Consider the following 13718-nt stretch of genomic DNA (forward strand, 5'->3'; position numbering starts at 1 on the left):
ATTCCTTCGGGTGGAGTGGCAGGTTCCCCTTATTCACAGGCTGATCGCGACGACCACGCGATCCCCGGAAACCAGGGAGCTCCGTCATGACCGGCATATCCCCCATGCAGCCCGGCCCCCCTCACTCCGGCCCCGTGCCGCCGCCGATGCCGTCGGTCCCCACGCGCAGGCCGTCCCGGGCGAAGACGTGGCTGACCCACGGCGTGACGGCGTTCGTCGCCCTGATCATCGGCGTGGCGATCGGTAGCCCCGACGCCACCGAGGACGAGGCTGGCCGGGAGCGGCCCGCGCCCACGGTCACCACGCCCTCCCTGGCCGCCGAGACCATGCGCGCACACGAGCCCCTGGCCACCGAAACGGCGCCCGCTCGCACGACGGCCCCGAGCACCCCGCTTCCGTCCCCCGAGCCGACCGCGAAGCCCGGCCCGGCAACCTCCTTCAAGGGGGACGGTCAGTACCTGGTCGGCGAGGACATCGAGGCCGCCACGTACATGACCGCCGGTCCGGCGGACGGCCTCTTCCCCAACTGCTACTGGGCCCGGCACAAGGACGCCTCCGGCGAGTTCTCGTCGATCGTCGCCAACGGAAACGTCCAAGGGCAGACCCGTGTGACCGTCCGCAAGGGCGAGTACCTGGAGGTCAAGGGCTGTCTGCCGTGGAAGAAGGCCGGCTGAGCCACTGATCCGGGCTTCTGCCTTCGCTCCGACCCGAAGCGACCGCTTCCCTCGTCCCGAACCGGAGGAACCGTGGGCCGCCGTTCTCCCCTTGCCTGTCCGCGGACCAAGGCCGTGCCCGGGCCCGTGGTCCTTGCTACCGATGCTCCCGCCGCGCCCCCGATGGAAGGACTGTCCGAATGGCCACCCCTCCCGAACAACCGCCGAGTATTCCAACGCTCCCTCCGGAGCCGCCCGTGTCCGGGGGTGAAGGGTCGGCCCCCGCTCGCAACGCCCCGGCGGACGCATTGCGTTGGTCCCGGCTGTCCCGCCCTGCGATCCTCGCCGTCGGCCTGGCCCTCGGCGCCGCGGTCACGGGCGGCTGCTGGCTGATCGTCTTCCTGTCCGGCGGCGCGGCGTCCTCCGCCGAGAAGACCTTCGGGACGAGCGGCACGCTCACCCTCGCCGACTCCTCCCTCTCCTTCCTTGAGGAGGGAGAGCGCTGCACCGGGCTGGACGGCTACTCGGACATCCAGCGCGGTGCGCAGGTCAACGTCACCGGCGCAGACGGCACTCTCGTCGCCACCGGCGAACTGGAAGGCGGGAAGAAGGCCGCGCTGGGATGCGAGTTCCCGTTCACGATCGAGGGGATACCTCAGGGCTCGAAGTTCTACACGGTGGAGGTGTCCCACCGCGGTGGCCTCACCCAGACCGAGGACGAACTGCGTTCCGGAGGGCTCGCGTTCACCCTCGGGCGATGACTGAACGACGGCACGGGCCGGACGACTGCCCTGGCGGCTCCGACCGAGCTTCCCGGCGCCAGGGCCTCGTTACGCCAAGGAGTGTGAAGGAGGCAGCGGCGGAGCTCAACATCGCTTCTGGAGCGGAAAGTTGATAACCCCGATTACCAGCCAGTCGTTGAGGATAAGTCTCGCCATCTCTCTAACGTTCCGTCCTGTCAGCAGGTGGTGCACGACACCGCCCCATCCCGCCACACCGCGCAGGAGGCCCTTCGTGACCGAGACGGAACAGCACCAGCAGAGCGCGCTTTCCCTCGCCGAGACGGTGGCGACGCGCCTGGCCGAGTCGGCTCTCCCCGACCCCGTCAAGGCCCTGCTCCGCGACGCGCTCGGCAGCGGCACCGCCGACGCCGGCACCACCACGTCGTCCGCCGCCTCGGGGCGCGTCTACCTCGACTCCCTCGCCGTCAACGGCTTCCGCGGCATCGGCCCCCGTGCCCGGCTGAGCCTCAGCCCCCGTCCGGGTGTCAACCTCGTCGTGGGCCGCAACGGTTCCGGCAAGTCCAGCCTCGCCGAAGCCATCGAGGTCGGCTTCACCGGCACCCGGGTCCACCGGCCGGGCCAGGACGCCACGCGCGGCGGCCACTGGTACAACCTCCACAACGCCGACAGCCCCAAGATCGAGCTCAAGCTCGCGATCGAGGGCGACAGCGGCAACAGCACCCTCACCCGCACCTGGACGAGCCAGGAGTTCGGCAGCTCCGAAGCGACCTTCAAGCGCCCGGGTCGCGGGACCGTCCCCGTGGCCGAGGCCGGCTGGGACACGGCCCTCGCCGACCACCGGCCGTTCCTCTCGTACACCGACCTCGACCTCATGCTCACCGGCAAGCCGTCCGAGCGGTACGACGCGATCGCCACCATCCTCGGCATGGACCTGCTCTCCACCGCGACCAACAGGCTGAGCGCGCAGGAGAAGGCCCTCGCCACCGTCGCGAAGGAGATGAAGGACGCCCTGCCCGGCCTGAAGGACGCCCTCTACGCCCTGGAGGACGACGACCGCGCCGTACGGGCCCTGCTCGCCGTGGACACCCCGGGCGCCCCGGACCTCGACACCATCGACGCCCTCGTCGCCGGTCTCCCCCCGGCCGACGACAGCCGGCTCGCCGAGCTCCGGAGCGAGGCCGGGGTGCAGGGGCCCAACCTGGCGGAAGTCGAGGAGGCCGTCCGGCGGCTGCGGATCGCCCTCGCCGACGTGGAGGACCTCCACGGCACCGACGCCGAGAACGCCCGGGTGCGCGCCGACCTGCTGGAGAAGGCCCTCGCCCACGCAGACCGGCACCCCGACGACGACTTCTGCCCGACGTGCGGAACGGAACGGGTCCTCGGACGTGAGTGGTACGACCGCGCCTCCCGACAGGTGGCGGAGCTGCGCCGCGAGGCGAAGACCGCCGACGACGCGCACGCCGCCGTCCGGACCGGCAAGCGGAACCTCCACAACCTCATCGAGAACCCCCAGCGGATCCCCGCGGCTCTGGCCGGCCCGTGGAAGGTGTGGACCGACTGCCGGCAGATCACCCACCCCGCCGATCTCGCCAGGAGCGCCGAAGAAGCCGCCACGGTCCTCGTCGACGCCTGCGACACCGTCAGGAGGCACGCGGCCCACGAGCTGGAGGAGCGCGACGAACGGTGGCGCGCGCTCGTCACCCGGCTCGCCGCCTGGGCGGACAAAGCCCGCGAGACCGAACGGGACAAGCCCCTGCTGAGCAACCTCCGCAAGGCGGTGAAGTGGCTCAAGGACCTCTCCACCGAGCTGCGGGAGCAGCGCATGGAGCGCTTCACCGGCGCCACGCAGGGCATCTGGGAGCGCCTGCGGCAGGAGAGCAACGTCGATCTCACTGCCGTGAGCCTGAAGGGCAGCGAGAAGGCGAACGTCCGCAAGCTCGTCATGGCGGCCTCCGTCGACGGCCAGGACGCCCCGGCGCTCGACGTCATGAGCCAGGGGGAGCTGCACTCCCTCGCGCTCTCCCTCTTTCTGCCGAGGGCCACGACCGCGGACAGCCCGTTCGGCTTCCTCGTCATCGACGACCCTGTGCAGTCCATGGACCCGACCAAGGTGCACGGACTCGCCCAGGTGCTGCACGAGATCGGCAGGCACCGGCAGATCGTCGTCTTCACCCACGATCCCCGTCTGCAGAAGGCGTTTACTGACCAGGAGCTGCCGGTCACGGTCTTCCAGGTGACGCGCGGCGAAGGGTCCCGGGTGAAGGTCGACTGCGTCGACGACCCGGTCGCGCAGGCCATCGGCGACGCCCGGGCCATCGCCGCCACCCGGGGCCTTCCCCCCGAGACGTACAGCCACGTGCTGCCCGGCCTGTGCCGTATCGCCCTGGAGAACGCCTTCCTGGAAGCCGCGTGGATCCGACACCACCGCACCGGCGGATCGGAACACGACCTCCAGACCGCGATCGACAGCGCGGAGAGGTTCCTGGAGGTCGCGGCCTTCGCCCTCTTCGGCGACGTGACGCGCGGTGCCGACGTCACGGGAGAGGTGCTCCGCCGCTACGGAAGCCCGGCATGGTCGCTGATCCAGCAGTGCCAGAAGGGGTCCCACTCCAGCGGCGCCTCGATCCCCGACCCGCACCGCTTCGTTTCGGACGTGGAGAACCTGGCGCAGAAGATCCGCAAGCCGGAGGTGACCGCATGACCACCCCTGCCCCTGCTTCCGTCGAAGGCCTGCTGCTGACGGCCGACCGCCTCCTCGACGGCGAACTCGCCGACGCCACCACCGCCGGCCGGCACCGCGGCGCCTGCCTCGCGCTGCGGACCGCGCTGGAGCTCTGCGTCGACCGGGTGCTGGAAGCCGTGACGCCCGGTCTGTCCCGGACCACGGGGCGCGCCAAGCTGCTCCTCCTGCACTCAGTCGCGTCGGCCGAAACGGCCCGACGGGCGAAGGCGCTCTGGTCCCAGCTGAGTCTGGGGTGCCACTACCACCTGTACGAGCTCGGGCCCACGTACGACCAGGTGCGGGCCTGGCGGACCGAGGCCGACGGCCTCGTACGGAAGCTGAGCCACTGACCGTTCGTCACCGTCTGGTTTCTGATAGTTGTTTCAGCGGGGTACGGGCGCATGCCCGTGGCGGTGTCCCCCGGCACCGCAGGGAGGGCGCACGTGAGCACCATCACTCGGGACGAGATCCTCGCCGGCGAGCAGCGGGCGGTGGACCACGCGTACGACTGCTACACCACGAAACTGGCTGAACTGAGCGGAGCCTCGACGGCCACCGCCTCGGCGAGCGGTAAGGACGTCATCGCCAATCAGGCCGAGGCACAGGCCCGCTCCGAGGCGTACGGAGGGCTCGACGACAAGAGCCCTCATCTGCCTTGGTCGACGGTGTACAGACACCTCAACGAGACCCAGGGCCTGTTCTTGCCTCAAGAGGACCAGGATCACCAAGGCTGACCGCTGCCTGGCGGTAGAGGTGAATTACCAACCCGCAGGTGGCCTGTGCAGTCGACGTCGGACACCGGCCCCGCACTGCTGCGGCTTCACCCACGTGTCGGCTGGCAAGACATCGTGGACCCAGCGATCACAGTCGAAATGGAGAACCTCAATGAGCACTTACACCGACCCACTGGTCGACGGTGCAACCCCGATGACTGCGTACGAGGGGCAGGTATGGGACACGCTCAATGAGCACTGGCAGCGCCGTAACAACCGCCGTGGTCTGCCGAACTGGGCAAGCGCCGCGCTCGGTCGTACCGGTGAGGTCGCGGGAAACGCCGTGAGACGGGTCAAGGGCGCTGTGCCGGAGACGGTCACGGAACCGATCCGTCGCGTAGGCGACGCGGTCGCCGACACGGCCCTGCGGCCGGCGCTCGCAGGCGCGGCAGCATTGCTCGAGCTGGTCAACGACTGGGCCATGGATCTCAACAACCCGAAGAACGTTGAGGACCTCGCCCGCAAGCACGGCTTCGAGATCGACAGTTTCTCCGAACTGCGGCAGCAGGACCTCCAGGTCTGCGACCGGCTGCTGACCCGCAACACCCTCAAGTGGCGGACTGCCGGCGCATTCGAAGGCGGAGCCATGGGCCTGCTGGCCATGGTCCCCGTAGCCGGTATCCCCGCCGCGATGACCGCGGACATCCTCGTCATCCAAGTTCTGAGCACGTCGATAGCAGCGCGCATCGCGTACTCCTACGGTTACGACGCCAAGGACCCCAAGGAGCAAGACTTCATTGAACGCCTTGTGCAGCGGTCCTTCATGGCGCAGGCGGCTAAAGCCAAGCCGTTGCGTGACGTCGCACGGGCAGCGGACGCGGTCAAGGGGCGCGTGAACTGGTCACAAAAGCTCCGCCAGGACCACCGTCTCCTGGCCGCCCTTGAGAAGTTGATGCAGCAGTTGGGCCCGGCCGGCTCCAGGGTGCCCGTCAGGAACATTGCCAAGGTCGTGCCGTTCGTGGGCATTCTCGTCGGTGCCGGCATGAATTCGGCGGTCCTCGGAAGCGTGGCTGCCGACGCCCAGCGGTACTGCCAGACCCGGTTCCTGTGCGACAAGTACGGGCTGCCGCTGCCGGCGGCACTGGCGACCGACCGGGACGACGACCCCCAGACCAGCACCATGTAAGTGATGGCCGCCGGCCCATGCCCCCCGGCGTGGTGTCTGCGGAGTCGGCTGCGCCCCCTCGCCTCCGCCGCCGGTGTGCATGATGGAGCTGTCCTCCAAGGCCGCCGCGTCCTGCCGCCATCGGCAGGGGGCGACGGGCAGCTCGGCGCGGTGGTGGTCGGGCATCGCTCAGCAGCATCCCAGGGAGGGCGCGGTGAATCGCCGGCCAGTCAGGTCGGCGGTGAGCACTGCCTTCCACTGATTGATCCACTGACTGATCGTCACTATCTGGTTTCTGATAGTTGTTTCAGCAGGGTACGGGCGCATGCCCGTGGCGGTGTCCCCCGGCACCGCAGGGAGGACGCACATGAGCACCACCTGCGGGAGCTCCAGCGGTCGCGCGGTGGTCGGATGAGGGACATTCTCGAGACCATTTGGCGTGACCAGATGGAGCTGGTCACCGGCTCGCCCTCGGACATCCTCTTCGTGCAGGGCGGGTTCTGACACCCCGATGAAGTGCTGCCCCCGGCAACCAGGGGTACAACTCGCAGGAGCTCAACAAAGAGAGATAGGGCCGCCGGGAATCCACCCCTCGACGTATCCGGTGGTCAGCAGGACGATGCCCTCAGGGTGGATCTCCCGCCTCCGCCTTCGTAGGTCCGAGACACCCCATCGAGCGTGTGCGGGCGATCTCTGCACGATTGCCGCCCCCTCGGCGTCGCTGATGCGGACGATGAAGACGCGTGCCGCCGTCACGCGATCGAACTCCCAGTTGTCGCCGGCGCGCGACTGTCGGACTCCGTAGACGGAGCCGAAGCGTGGATTCGTCAATCCGAATTGCTCGTCCAGGAATCGGACAGCCGACTCCACGAACTGTGTTCCGCTCGTCATGCGGACCTGCGGGACGGTCCAGCCGCCGCAGCATCCACCGCACAGCAGGAGCCTGCGCTGGTCGTCCAGCAGGAGGAGATATGCGCGGCGATCGAAGCGGGGCCAGGGCACCCAAGGGGCGGCGTGTGGTGTCACGTCCCAAGCCTCACGTACTGCTATTTGAGTAGCAATCCCTGCGGTGCCAGATGGGTGAGCTGACGTGTCCAGGGGGTCGGGCTGAGGTGCTCCAGCCAGCGCTCCAAGTGGCAGCCCGTGGAGGACGTGGGGCCTGGCGTGACCTGCGCGAACCCGGAAGATCGTTGGGAAAAATGCCCTGGCGCGTTTGGTGGCCTGCTAGCGCATTCACCCTGATCTGCGGCGATCTGATTTCCCACAGATCCCACGAAGGCGGGGCTTGTCGCGAACCTTGTCGGAAACCCCGCTGGGGCCGCCCGACTCGGACGGACAAACGTCCTGGTCAGCTTGCGTGCGTATGCGGATCGGGCAGTGTCCTCGCGGACACTTTCCCGGGCACACGCCTGGTAGCCGACTGACCGCTGACAGCCTAGCGGATCAGGCTGGCCGAGGTCGCCTCGATTGCCGTGTGCCTCGGGCACGTCCATCTCGGGGCCTGTGACCTGCGCGTTTCGGTGATGTCGGGTGCGCGGCGCCTCTGTCGGGGCGGTGGGGGCGTTGGCCGAGGCGCTTCTGGATGTCCGTCTCGCGTCCGGGGTGGCTCTGGTCGTCCGTGAGTCCGGGCCACGAAAGACGGCCGTGCCCCCTGTGGGCACGGCCGTCACGCTGTCCGTCGGGTCTGTGGATCTCGGTCTATGGGGCCTTGCTGAGATGGAGCTGGTGGCTGGTGGCGTTCTGGGAGAGGGCGTAGCCCAGGACGAACGCCTTCTGACGTTCGACGCCGTAGGCGATCATGCGGCGGTTCCAGAGGCTGAGGTCGAACTGGCTGTGGACCGACTCGGAGTCGGCCCGGTACGGATAGGCGAGTTGGTGAGCCAGGGTGTCTTGCGGCAGGTACACCGTGACCCGCGCCGGCACCAGCCGGACCCTGCGCTGCACCGCACCGGTCTCCGCCAGCACCGCGTCGACCATCTCGAACGGCACGATCCGGGTCAGCTCGCCGATATGACTTGGCGCGAACCCCCCGGCCGCTACCCCGCCCGGCCTTGGTATGACAGCCTGTTCCAACAGCGGAGCTCCTGTAGTGAGGATGTCTGGGAGGACAACCCTCTTCTACAGCAACTCCGCTGCCTCGTTCACCGGCCTTGACGAACAACCCCCACGCCTAACGGAACGGCGTTGGAACTAGACCTCGGATGTCACACGACCGGCAACGACGGGGCGGTCGGCGACGGAACGGAAGGTGCCTTCGTCAGTTCCCCAGCGGTATCCGTGGAAGTTTCCACTCGTGTCGGCATACAGCACCATGAACCTGTGCCCGGCGCCGCTGTACTCCGTGGAACCCACACTGCGCGAGTCGTCGCGATCGAACCACGGCGGTGTGCCCGGTCCCGCCGCTCGCGCCCGCCTCGTACTTGATCGCGAGGATGTCTCCGGCCGCGAGCCCGGTCACCTTGGAGATCTTGCCCATGTGGTCCGCTGTGTCGGCGTTGATGCGGTCGTAGTACCGAGCACTGTTGGGACTCGTGCTCCCGCACTCGCTCCTGAAGTACGAGCTCGTCGCCCAGGTGTAGGTGTGCACGAGCAGTTGGGGGACGAAGGGCGCGCACTGGCTTTCGTTGGAGTAGCTCGTGGGAGTTCCTGGCGTGCCCCAGGTGACAGTGGCTCCGGTACATCCGGAGCCGCAGTACCTGTTTCGCGACGCCTCGGTCGGCCAGCCGATGGAGTCCAACGCGGCGACCAACTCCTGCGCTTCCACGAGGTGATCGGTCACCGGAAGGGCGAACTCGGGATGCGGCGCGAGTGTGACGGCACCGATGAGGGACGCACTGATGAGGGTTCCCAGCCTCCGGAGTCCCACTGCATCTCCAATGGCAGTCGATCCTGCATTCGACCGAAACGCTATGTCCTTCACGACACGTCAAGAATGAGTAGCTGATACTCAAATCACCTACGTGTGGCCCACTGCAGCCGCCCTCGTCGTCATGGGCAGCGGTCGGAGATCAGGGCCGCCGCAGCGAGGTTCGCCCTGCCCTCGGGGGTTCCGGAGGAACTGCAGCCCATCCACGGCCCCGGTATTGCAGCCGTATCACCAGCCAAGCACATCGGGTTCGCTCTGCGGAGCTACGGCGTCAGCCCCTACGGCCGAGATCGCGAGTGTGTCGGCGCAGTCCACCGCAGACGTCCTTGCTACTGTCCACTTCACCTAAATCGCCCGTAAGGGAATTATTCGCGCCTACCGGTGGCCGAGAGGAAAAAGGCGGACTATGAACGACTTTTCCCGTCGCAAACTACTCAAGGCGACCGCGGTCGCCGGTGCCGGCGCGGTCGTCGCGCAAGGCGTCACGACCGCGGAGGCCCACGGTGCGAGCGCCGTGAACGAGGCCCCCAAGCACACGAAGTGCCCGCCGGCGAAGCTGACCGGCCGCATCGTCCGCCCCGACGACGCCGGGTACACGAACGCCCGCCTCGGCTGGGACCAGCTCTTCTCCCACTACCCGCTGGTCATCGTCTTCGCCCAGAACACCCAGGACGTGGTCAACGCCCTGACGTGGGCCCGGCAGAACGACGTCGCGGTACGGGTCCGGAGCGGCCGCCACAGCCTTGAGGGCTGGTCGAACGTCGACAACGGTCTCGTGATCGACATCAGCGAGCTGAAGTCGGTCCACATCGACAGCGCCGCCCGTATCGCGACGGTCGGCGCCGGACTCAGCCAGCTGGAAGCCGTGACCACGCTCGCGGAGCAGAACCTCGCGGTGACGACGGGGACCGAAGGCACCGTGGGCCTGTCCGGGGCGACACTCGGCGGCGGTTTCGGCTTCCTCACCCGCTGGCTCGGCATGGCCTGCGACAGCCTGATCGGTGCTGAGATCGTGGTTGCGGAAGGCGCCGAGTGCGCCAAGGTGGTCAAGGTCGACCTGCATAACCGGGACCTGCTCTGGGCGCTGCGCGGAGCCGGCAACGGCAACTTCGGGATCGTCACCTCACTCACCTACAAAGTGGCCCCGCTGAAGAGCGTTACGTACGTACAGGCCACTTGGGACGGAATCGGCGACCTGCGCAGGATCTTCGACACCTATCAGCGCACTGCGCCGTACACCGACGACCGCCTCGGCACCCAGCTCGAAATCCACCGGAACCAGATTCTCCTGTTTGCGGTCCTCGCGGAAGGAACGCCCGCGGAGGCGAAGAAGCTGCTGGACCCGCTCCTGTCGATCGACAGCCCGCAAGTGGCGGTGCAGGTGGGGAACTGGGGCGACGTGTATGCCGGCTTCCAGATCCCGACCGCGGACGAACCCGCGAACTGGAAGTTCTACTCCCAGTTCACCAGAAAGCCGTTCCCGAGCAAGGCGATCGATGTGATCGTCTCGTTCATGCAGGACGCGCCCACGGACGACAGCAACTTCTTCACGCAGGCGTTCGGCGGGGCGGTCAGGAAGAGCCCCCGTGGCGGCACCGCGTTCCCGCACCGCGACGCGCTCTTCTACTCCGAGCCCGGTGCCGGCTGGGGCACCCGCTCCGAAGAGCCGGGCGTCTGCGACCCGCTCACCCCGCAGGCCCAGGCCTGGATCGCCGAATTCAGCCTGGCCCTGCGCCCCTACGTGGACGGCGCCTACGTCAACGTGCCGAACGTGGGCATGCAGGACTGGGAGACCGCCTACTGGGGATCCAACTTCGACCGACTGCGCACGATCAAGGCGGAGTACGACCCGCGCAACGTCTTCAAGTACGAGCAGAGCATTCCGCCCGCGTCCTGATGAACGAGTAGGGCCTGCGCCCCCTCCCCCGACCGGTGAGGGGGCGCAGCCGCGTCGACGGCCTCCGCCGGGTGGTGAACGGGTCCCGCACGGCTCGGCTTGGACGGGCGGGCCCCGTTGCCCGAGTTGTTTGCCAAGGCGTGCGGCTGGTCCGCAGCGGGGAGGGGCCGAAGGCCTGAGCGGGCGGCACAGGTCTTCCAACGGCGGCAGCGGGATGCGCTTGGGAAGTTGCGGCCGTTCGTCGCGAGTTGGTGCACTGCCCACCGATCGTGATCGCGATCGGATGAGCATTTCCATGCATATACCGATGAACACAAGAGCGTCGCCATATCGGCGCGGTTCACCCAAATCTTGACATTTCCGACATTACCCTTTCAACGTTGATCAGCGACGTCGAAAGGAACGCTGTGCCCCTCATGCCCAACCACGGCCGTCAGTCGGCCGCGAAGTCCGCGCTCCCGCGCTCGAAGTCCCGCGCCGGCAGGCGCCTGGGACGGCTCCGGGCCGTCGTTGTGGCCGGTGCCCTGCTTGCCGGGCTGAGTCCGGTGGCGGCCGCTGCGCCGCAGGCCGCCGCCGGGCCGGAGCACAAGGGTGATCCGACGCAGTACTGGAACAAGGTCCTGCTTCAGACCTTCCGCAATGCGCGGGGCTGGGACGCCTCGCCCGGCAAACTCTCCCGATCCGGGGCCATGGTCTTCGCGGCGATCTACAACGCCGAGAGCGCCTACCAGAACACGTACGGAACCATGAAGTACGAGCCGTACCTCAACCGGCCGCTCAAGTACGCCACCGACTCGTCGAAGCCGCGCGCGGATGAGGAGGAGCGGCTGATCGACCGCACGGCGTACCGGATGCTCTCCGAGCTGTACCCGGGCGACCGGGCCTTCATCGACGCCCGGTACGAGGCCCGGACCGGCCGCTCCCCCCGCGCCCACGACCCCCTCGACCGCCTCGTGGTCGACCGCGTGGTGAGGCAGATCAACAAGGCCCGGGCGAACGACGGTTCGGACAACCCGGAGCTCTACGACGGCGACACCACCACACCCGGAGCCTGGCGGCCGACGGGCGAAGAGGCGACGGCTGACGAAGGGGCCTGCCAGGAGCCTGGCGACGCGGTGACCCCGAACTGGGGCAAGGTGAAGCCGTTCGTGCTCCGTTCCGGTTCGCAGTTCCGGCCTCCCAGCCTGCGCGGCTTCACTTCCTACGACAAGATGGTGAACAGCCCGGAGTACGCGCGCCAGGTCGACGAGGTGCGACGCGTGGGTGCCGTCGACTCCACCGAGCGCACCCGCGAACAGACCGTCATCGGCTGGTTCTGGGACCACGACCTGAACGGCACCTACCACCCCCCGGGGCAGCTGCTCCAGCTGACCGGGACGGTCGCCAAGAAGTTCAAGCTCGACACGTACGAGACGACCCGCTTGTTCGCACTGTCGGCGCTAACCCTCGCGGATGCCGGGATCACGGCCTGGGACAGCAAGTTCGACGGGCCAATCAACGAATGGCGTCCGGTGTCCGCGATCCAGGCACTGGGCGGAGAGAACGCGAACTGGCAACCCCTCAGCGCGGACCGGGCGGGAAGGCCGTGGACCCCGTGCTTCATCGCCTGGACCTCCGGGCACGCCAACTTCACCGGTGCGTGGGCAGCCGCGATGCAGAACTTCTTCGGCCGTGACGACGCCTCGTTCACCGCGCAGTCCGAGGACCCGCACACCCTCGAGCGGTTCCGCCGGATGAACAGCTTCAGCCAGGTCGCCGAGGAGGGCGAGTTCAGCCGAATGTGGCTGGGCGTGCACTTCCGCTGGGACGCCGAGGACGGGAGGGAGATCGGCACCAACGTCGGCGACTACGTGTTCGCCAACGCGCTCCAGCCGACGCGATCGAGCCGTCCGCATCAGCAGTGAACCGACGCCCCGGCCCGCGCCAGCGGAGAGGCTGCTAGTACCAACGCCGTTCAGTTGAGGCGGGACTGGGTTAGTCAAGAGTCGGTTGTGAACATGTTGGTGGCGGCCTTGTAGGTGGTCCGGTCGATGGCGGGTCCACGTGCGTTGTACTTGGAGATCGCTCGTTTGACGATGCGGTCTTTGGTGCGGACCCGCCGTTCCGGCAGGAGTTAGGCCAGCACGCTGCGGCCGATGGCCCCGACCAGGTCGATGACGGTGTCGGCGATGATGCCCGCGGCGAGAACGAGCTGGTCACGGGCGGCGGCGAGGGTGGCTGTGAAGCCGGCCCGGTCCGGGTCGGTGCCCGGGACGCTGTCGGTGGCTTCGGTCATCGCGGTCAGCAGTGTCTGGTAGGCGGTCAGCAGTGCCCAGACCTCGGAACGAAGTTGGAGTACCTACACCCGGCTCTGTATGCCGGCGAGGCGGCGCGGCGATGGCCACTTCCCATCACCCGGCCGAGCTGAGCCAGCGGGGCTATCGCAAGGCGGAGCCCGAAGGCATGAAGAAGCGGGAGACATCCCAGGTGCTCACCAAGGTCTTCCAGAGCCTGCGGTCCACGGGGATGAAGCCGGCGGCGGTGGCTGCCGAGCTGGGCCTCACCCCGGACGAGAGGAACAAGATGTTCTTCGGCCTGACCATGACGATGGTCGACGGAGGTGGCCAGCGGCCCGCATCGGAGCCTCGGCGCGCCCTGTCCCTGGTGCCCTGAATGGCCGATGCCCGAGACGGGCTGACAGCGCTGTCTCGGGCATCCGGTGAGCTGGATGTCGACGGTGTCGACGAGAGGGCTCTGAGCTGCAGCGATGTGCTGAGCGTTCCGAGAAGGGGAGCGGAGCGTTTTCGTCAGCTTCCGCGGTAGGCCTCTGACCTGGGCTTCTAGGGTTTCCCGCAAGCCCCACGAAGGCACGAAGGCGACGAAGGCGCTGGTGTGTGCAGGTGTCGGATGGGATGTCCGGGTGGACACTTTCGCCAACACGCGCGCAGTAGCCGACTGACCACCGACAGCCTAGCGGATC

General features: G+C 68.0%; 13 protein-coding genes. 9 read left to right on the forward strand and 4 right to left on the reverse strand.

What is annotated here, in order from left to right:
• Nucleotides 1-86: 86 nt before the first annotated feature.
• The 6 genes from ABZZ20_RS24620 (at nucleotide 87) to ABZZ20_RS24645 (ending at nucleotide 6017) form a co-directional block, all read left to right on the forward strand.
• Entirely contained in the window at nucleotides 87-674 is a 588-nt protein-coding gene (locus ABZZ20_RS24620; protein WP_356872978.1) for a hypothetical protein, read from the forward strand.
• A gap of 236 nt (nucleotides 675-910) precedes the next feature.
• Nucleotides 911-1414, forward strand: a complete 504-nt coding sequence (locus ABZZ20_RS24625; protein ID WP_356872980.1) for a hypothetical protein — start codon at nucleotides 911-913, stop codon at nucleotides 1412-1414.
• A 253-nt stretch (nucleotides 1415-1667) separates the two neighbouring features.
• The gene (locus ABZZ20_RS24630; protein WP_356872982.1) at nucleotides 1668-4097 is read left to right on the forward strand and encodes an AAA family ATPase; all 2430 of its coding nucleotides are present in this window, start codon (nucleotides 1668-1670) and stop codon (nucleotides 4095-4097) included.
• Nucleotides 4094-4468, forward strand: coding sequence for a hypothetical protein (locus ABZZ20_RS24635; RefSeq protein WP_356872984.1), 375 nt, complete (start codon nucleotides 4094-4096; stop codon nucleotides 4466-4468). Before ABZZ20_RS24630 ends, ABZZ20_RS24635 begins: the two co-directional genes overlap by 4 nt.
• Nucleotides 4469-4561: 93 nt before the next feature.
• Nucleotides 4562-4852 (forward strand): hypothetical protein, encoded by a 291-nt coding sequence (locus ABZZ20_RS24640; RefSeq protein ID WP_356872986.1) that lies wholly within the window; start codon nucleotides 4562-4564, stop codon nucleotides 4850-4852.
• A 151-nt stretch (nucleotides 4853-5003) separates the two neighbouring features.
• Nucleotides 5004-6017, forward strand: coding sequence for an EcsC family protein (locus tag ABZZ20_RS24645; protein ID WP_356872988.1), 1014 nt, complete (start codon nucleotides 5004-5006; stop codon nucleotides 6015-6017).
• 534 nt (nucleotides 6018-6551) lie between these two features.
• Here the strand turns inward: ABZZ20_RS24645 and ABZZ20_RS24650 are convergent.
• The 3 genes from ABZZ20_RS24650 to ABZZ20_RS24660 form a co-directional block, all read right to left on the reverse strand.
• Nucleotides 6552-7022 carry a hypothetical protein gene (locus ABZZ20_RS24650; RefSeq protein ID WP_356872990.1) on the reverse strand — a complete coding sequence of 157 codons (471 nt, stop codon included), beginning with the start codon at nucleotides 7020-7022 and terminating at the stop codon, nucleotides 6552-6554.
• Between the two features lie 672 nt (nucleotides 7023-7694).
• Nucleotides 7695-8069, reverse strand: a complete 375-nt coding sequence (locus tag ABZZ20_RS24655) for a transposase domain-containing protein (RefSeq protein WP_356872992.1) — start codon at nucleotides 8067-8069, stop codon at nucleotides 7695-7697.
• Between the two features lie 184 nt (nucleotides 8070-8253).
• Entirely contained in the window at nucleotides 8254-8916 is a 663-nt protein-coding gene (locus tag ABZZ20_RS24660) for a hypothetical protein (RefSeq protein WP_356872994.1), read from the reverse strand.
• A gap of 352 nt (nucleotides 8917-9268) precedes the next feature.
• Here ABZZ20_RS24660 and ABZZ20_RS24665 point away from each other — a divergent pair, with 352 nt between their 5' ends.
• Both ABZZ20_RS24665 and ABZZ20_RS24670 read left to right on the forward strand, forming a co-directional pair.
• Nucleotides 9269-10759: an FAD-binding oxidoreductase gene (locus ABZZ20_RS24665; RefSeq protein ID WP_356872996.1), complete on the forward strand. Its 1491-nt coding sequence runs from the start codon at nucleotides 9269-9271 to the stop codon at nucleotides 10757-10759.
• Between the two features lie 416 nt (nucleotides 10760-11175).
• Nucleotides 11176-12663: a vanadium-dependent haloperoxidase gene (locus ABZZ20_RS24670; RefSeq protein WP_356872998.1), complete on the forward strand. Its 1488-nt coding sequence runs from the start codon at nucleotides 11176-11178 to the stop codon at nucleotides 12661-12663.
• 209 nt (nucleotides 12664-12872) lie between these two features.
• Here ABZZ20_RS24670 and ABZZ20_RS24675 read toward each other — a convergent pair whose 3' ends face one another.
• Complete coding sequence (locus ABZZ20_RS24675; protein WP_356873000.1) at nucleotides 12873-13034, reverse strand: hypothetical protein; 162 nt, start codon at nucleotides 13032-13034, stop codon at nucleotides 12873-12875.
• 101 nt (nucleotides 13035-13135) lie between these two features.
• Here ABZZ20_RS24675 and ABZZ20_RS24680 point away from each other — a divergent pair, with 101 nt between their 5' ends.
• Nucleotides 13136-13411 (forward strand): hypothetical protein, encoded by a 276-nt coding sequence (locus ABZZ20_RS24680; RefSeq protein WP_356873002.1) that lies wholly within the window; start codon nucleotides 13136-13138, stop codon nucleotides 13409-13411.
• Nucleotides 13412-13718 lie beyond the last annotated feature (307 nt).

The sequence above is a fragment of the Streptomyces sp. NPDC006430 genome, from assembly GCF_040612395.1.
Lineage (GTDB): Bacteria > Actinomycetota > Actinomycetes > Streptomycetales > Streptomycetaceae > Streptomyces.

Coding starts and splice junctions, on each gene's coding strand:
- ABZZ20_RS24665 (WP_356872996.1), top strand. CDS start 9,269: ATGAACGACTTTTCCCGTCGCAAACTACTCAAGGCGACCGCGGTCGCC.
- ABZZ20_RS24620 (WP_356872978.1), top strand. CDS start 87: ATGACCGGCATATCCCCCATGCAGCCCGGCCCCCCTCACTCCGGCCCC.
- ABZZ20_RS24645 (WP_356872988.1), top strand. CDS start 5,004: ATGAGCACTTACACCGACCCACTGGTCGACGGTGCAACCCCGATGACT.
- ABZZ20_RS24670 (WP_356872998.1), top strand. CDS start 11,176: ATGCCCAACCACGGCCGTCAGTCGGCCGCGAAGTCCGCGCTCCCGCGC.
- ABZZ20_RS24680 (WP_356873002.1), top strand. CDS start 13,136: ATGGCCACTTCCCATCACCCGGCCGAGCTGAGCCAGCGGGGCTATCGC.
- ABZZ20_RS24675 (WP_356873000.1), bottom strand. CDS start 13,034: ATGACCGAAGCCACCGACAGCGTCCCGGGCACCGACCCGGACCGGGCC.
- ABZZ20_RS24635 (WP_356872984.1), top strand. CDS start 4,094: ATGACCACCCCTGCCCCTGCTTCCGTCGAAGGCCTGCTGCTGACGGCC.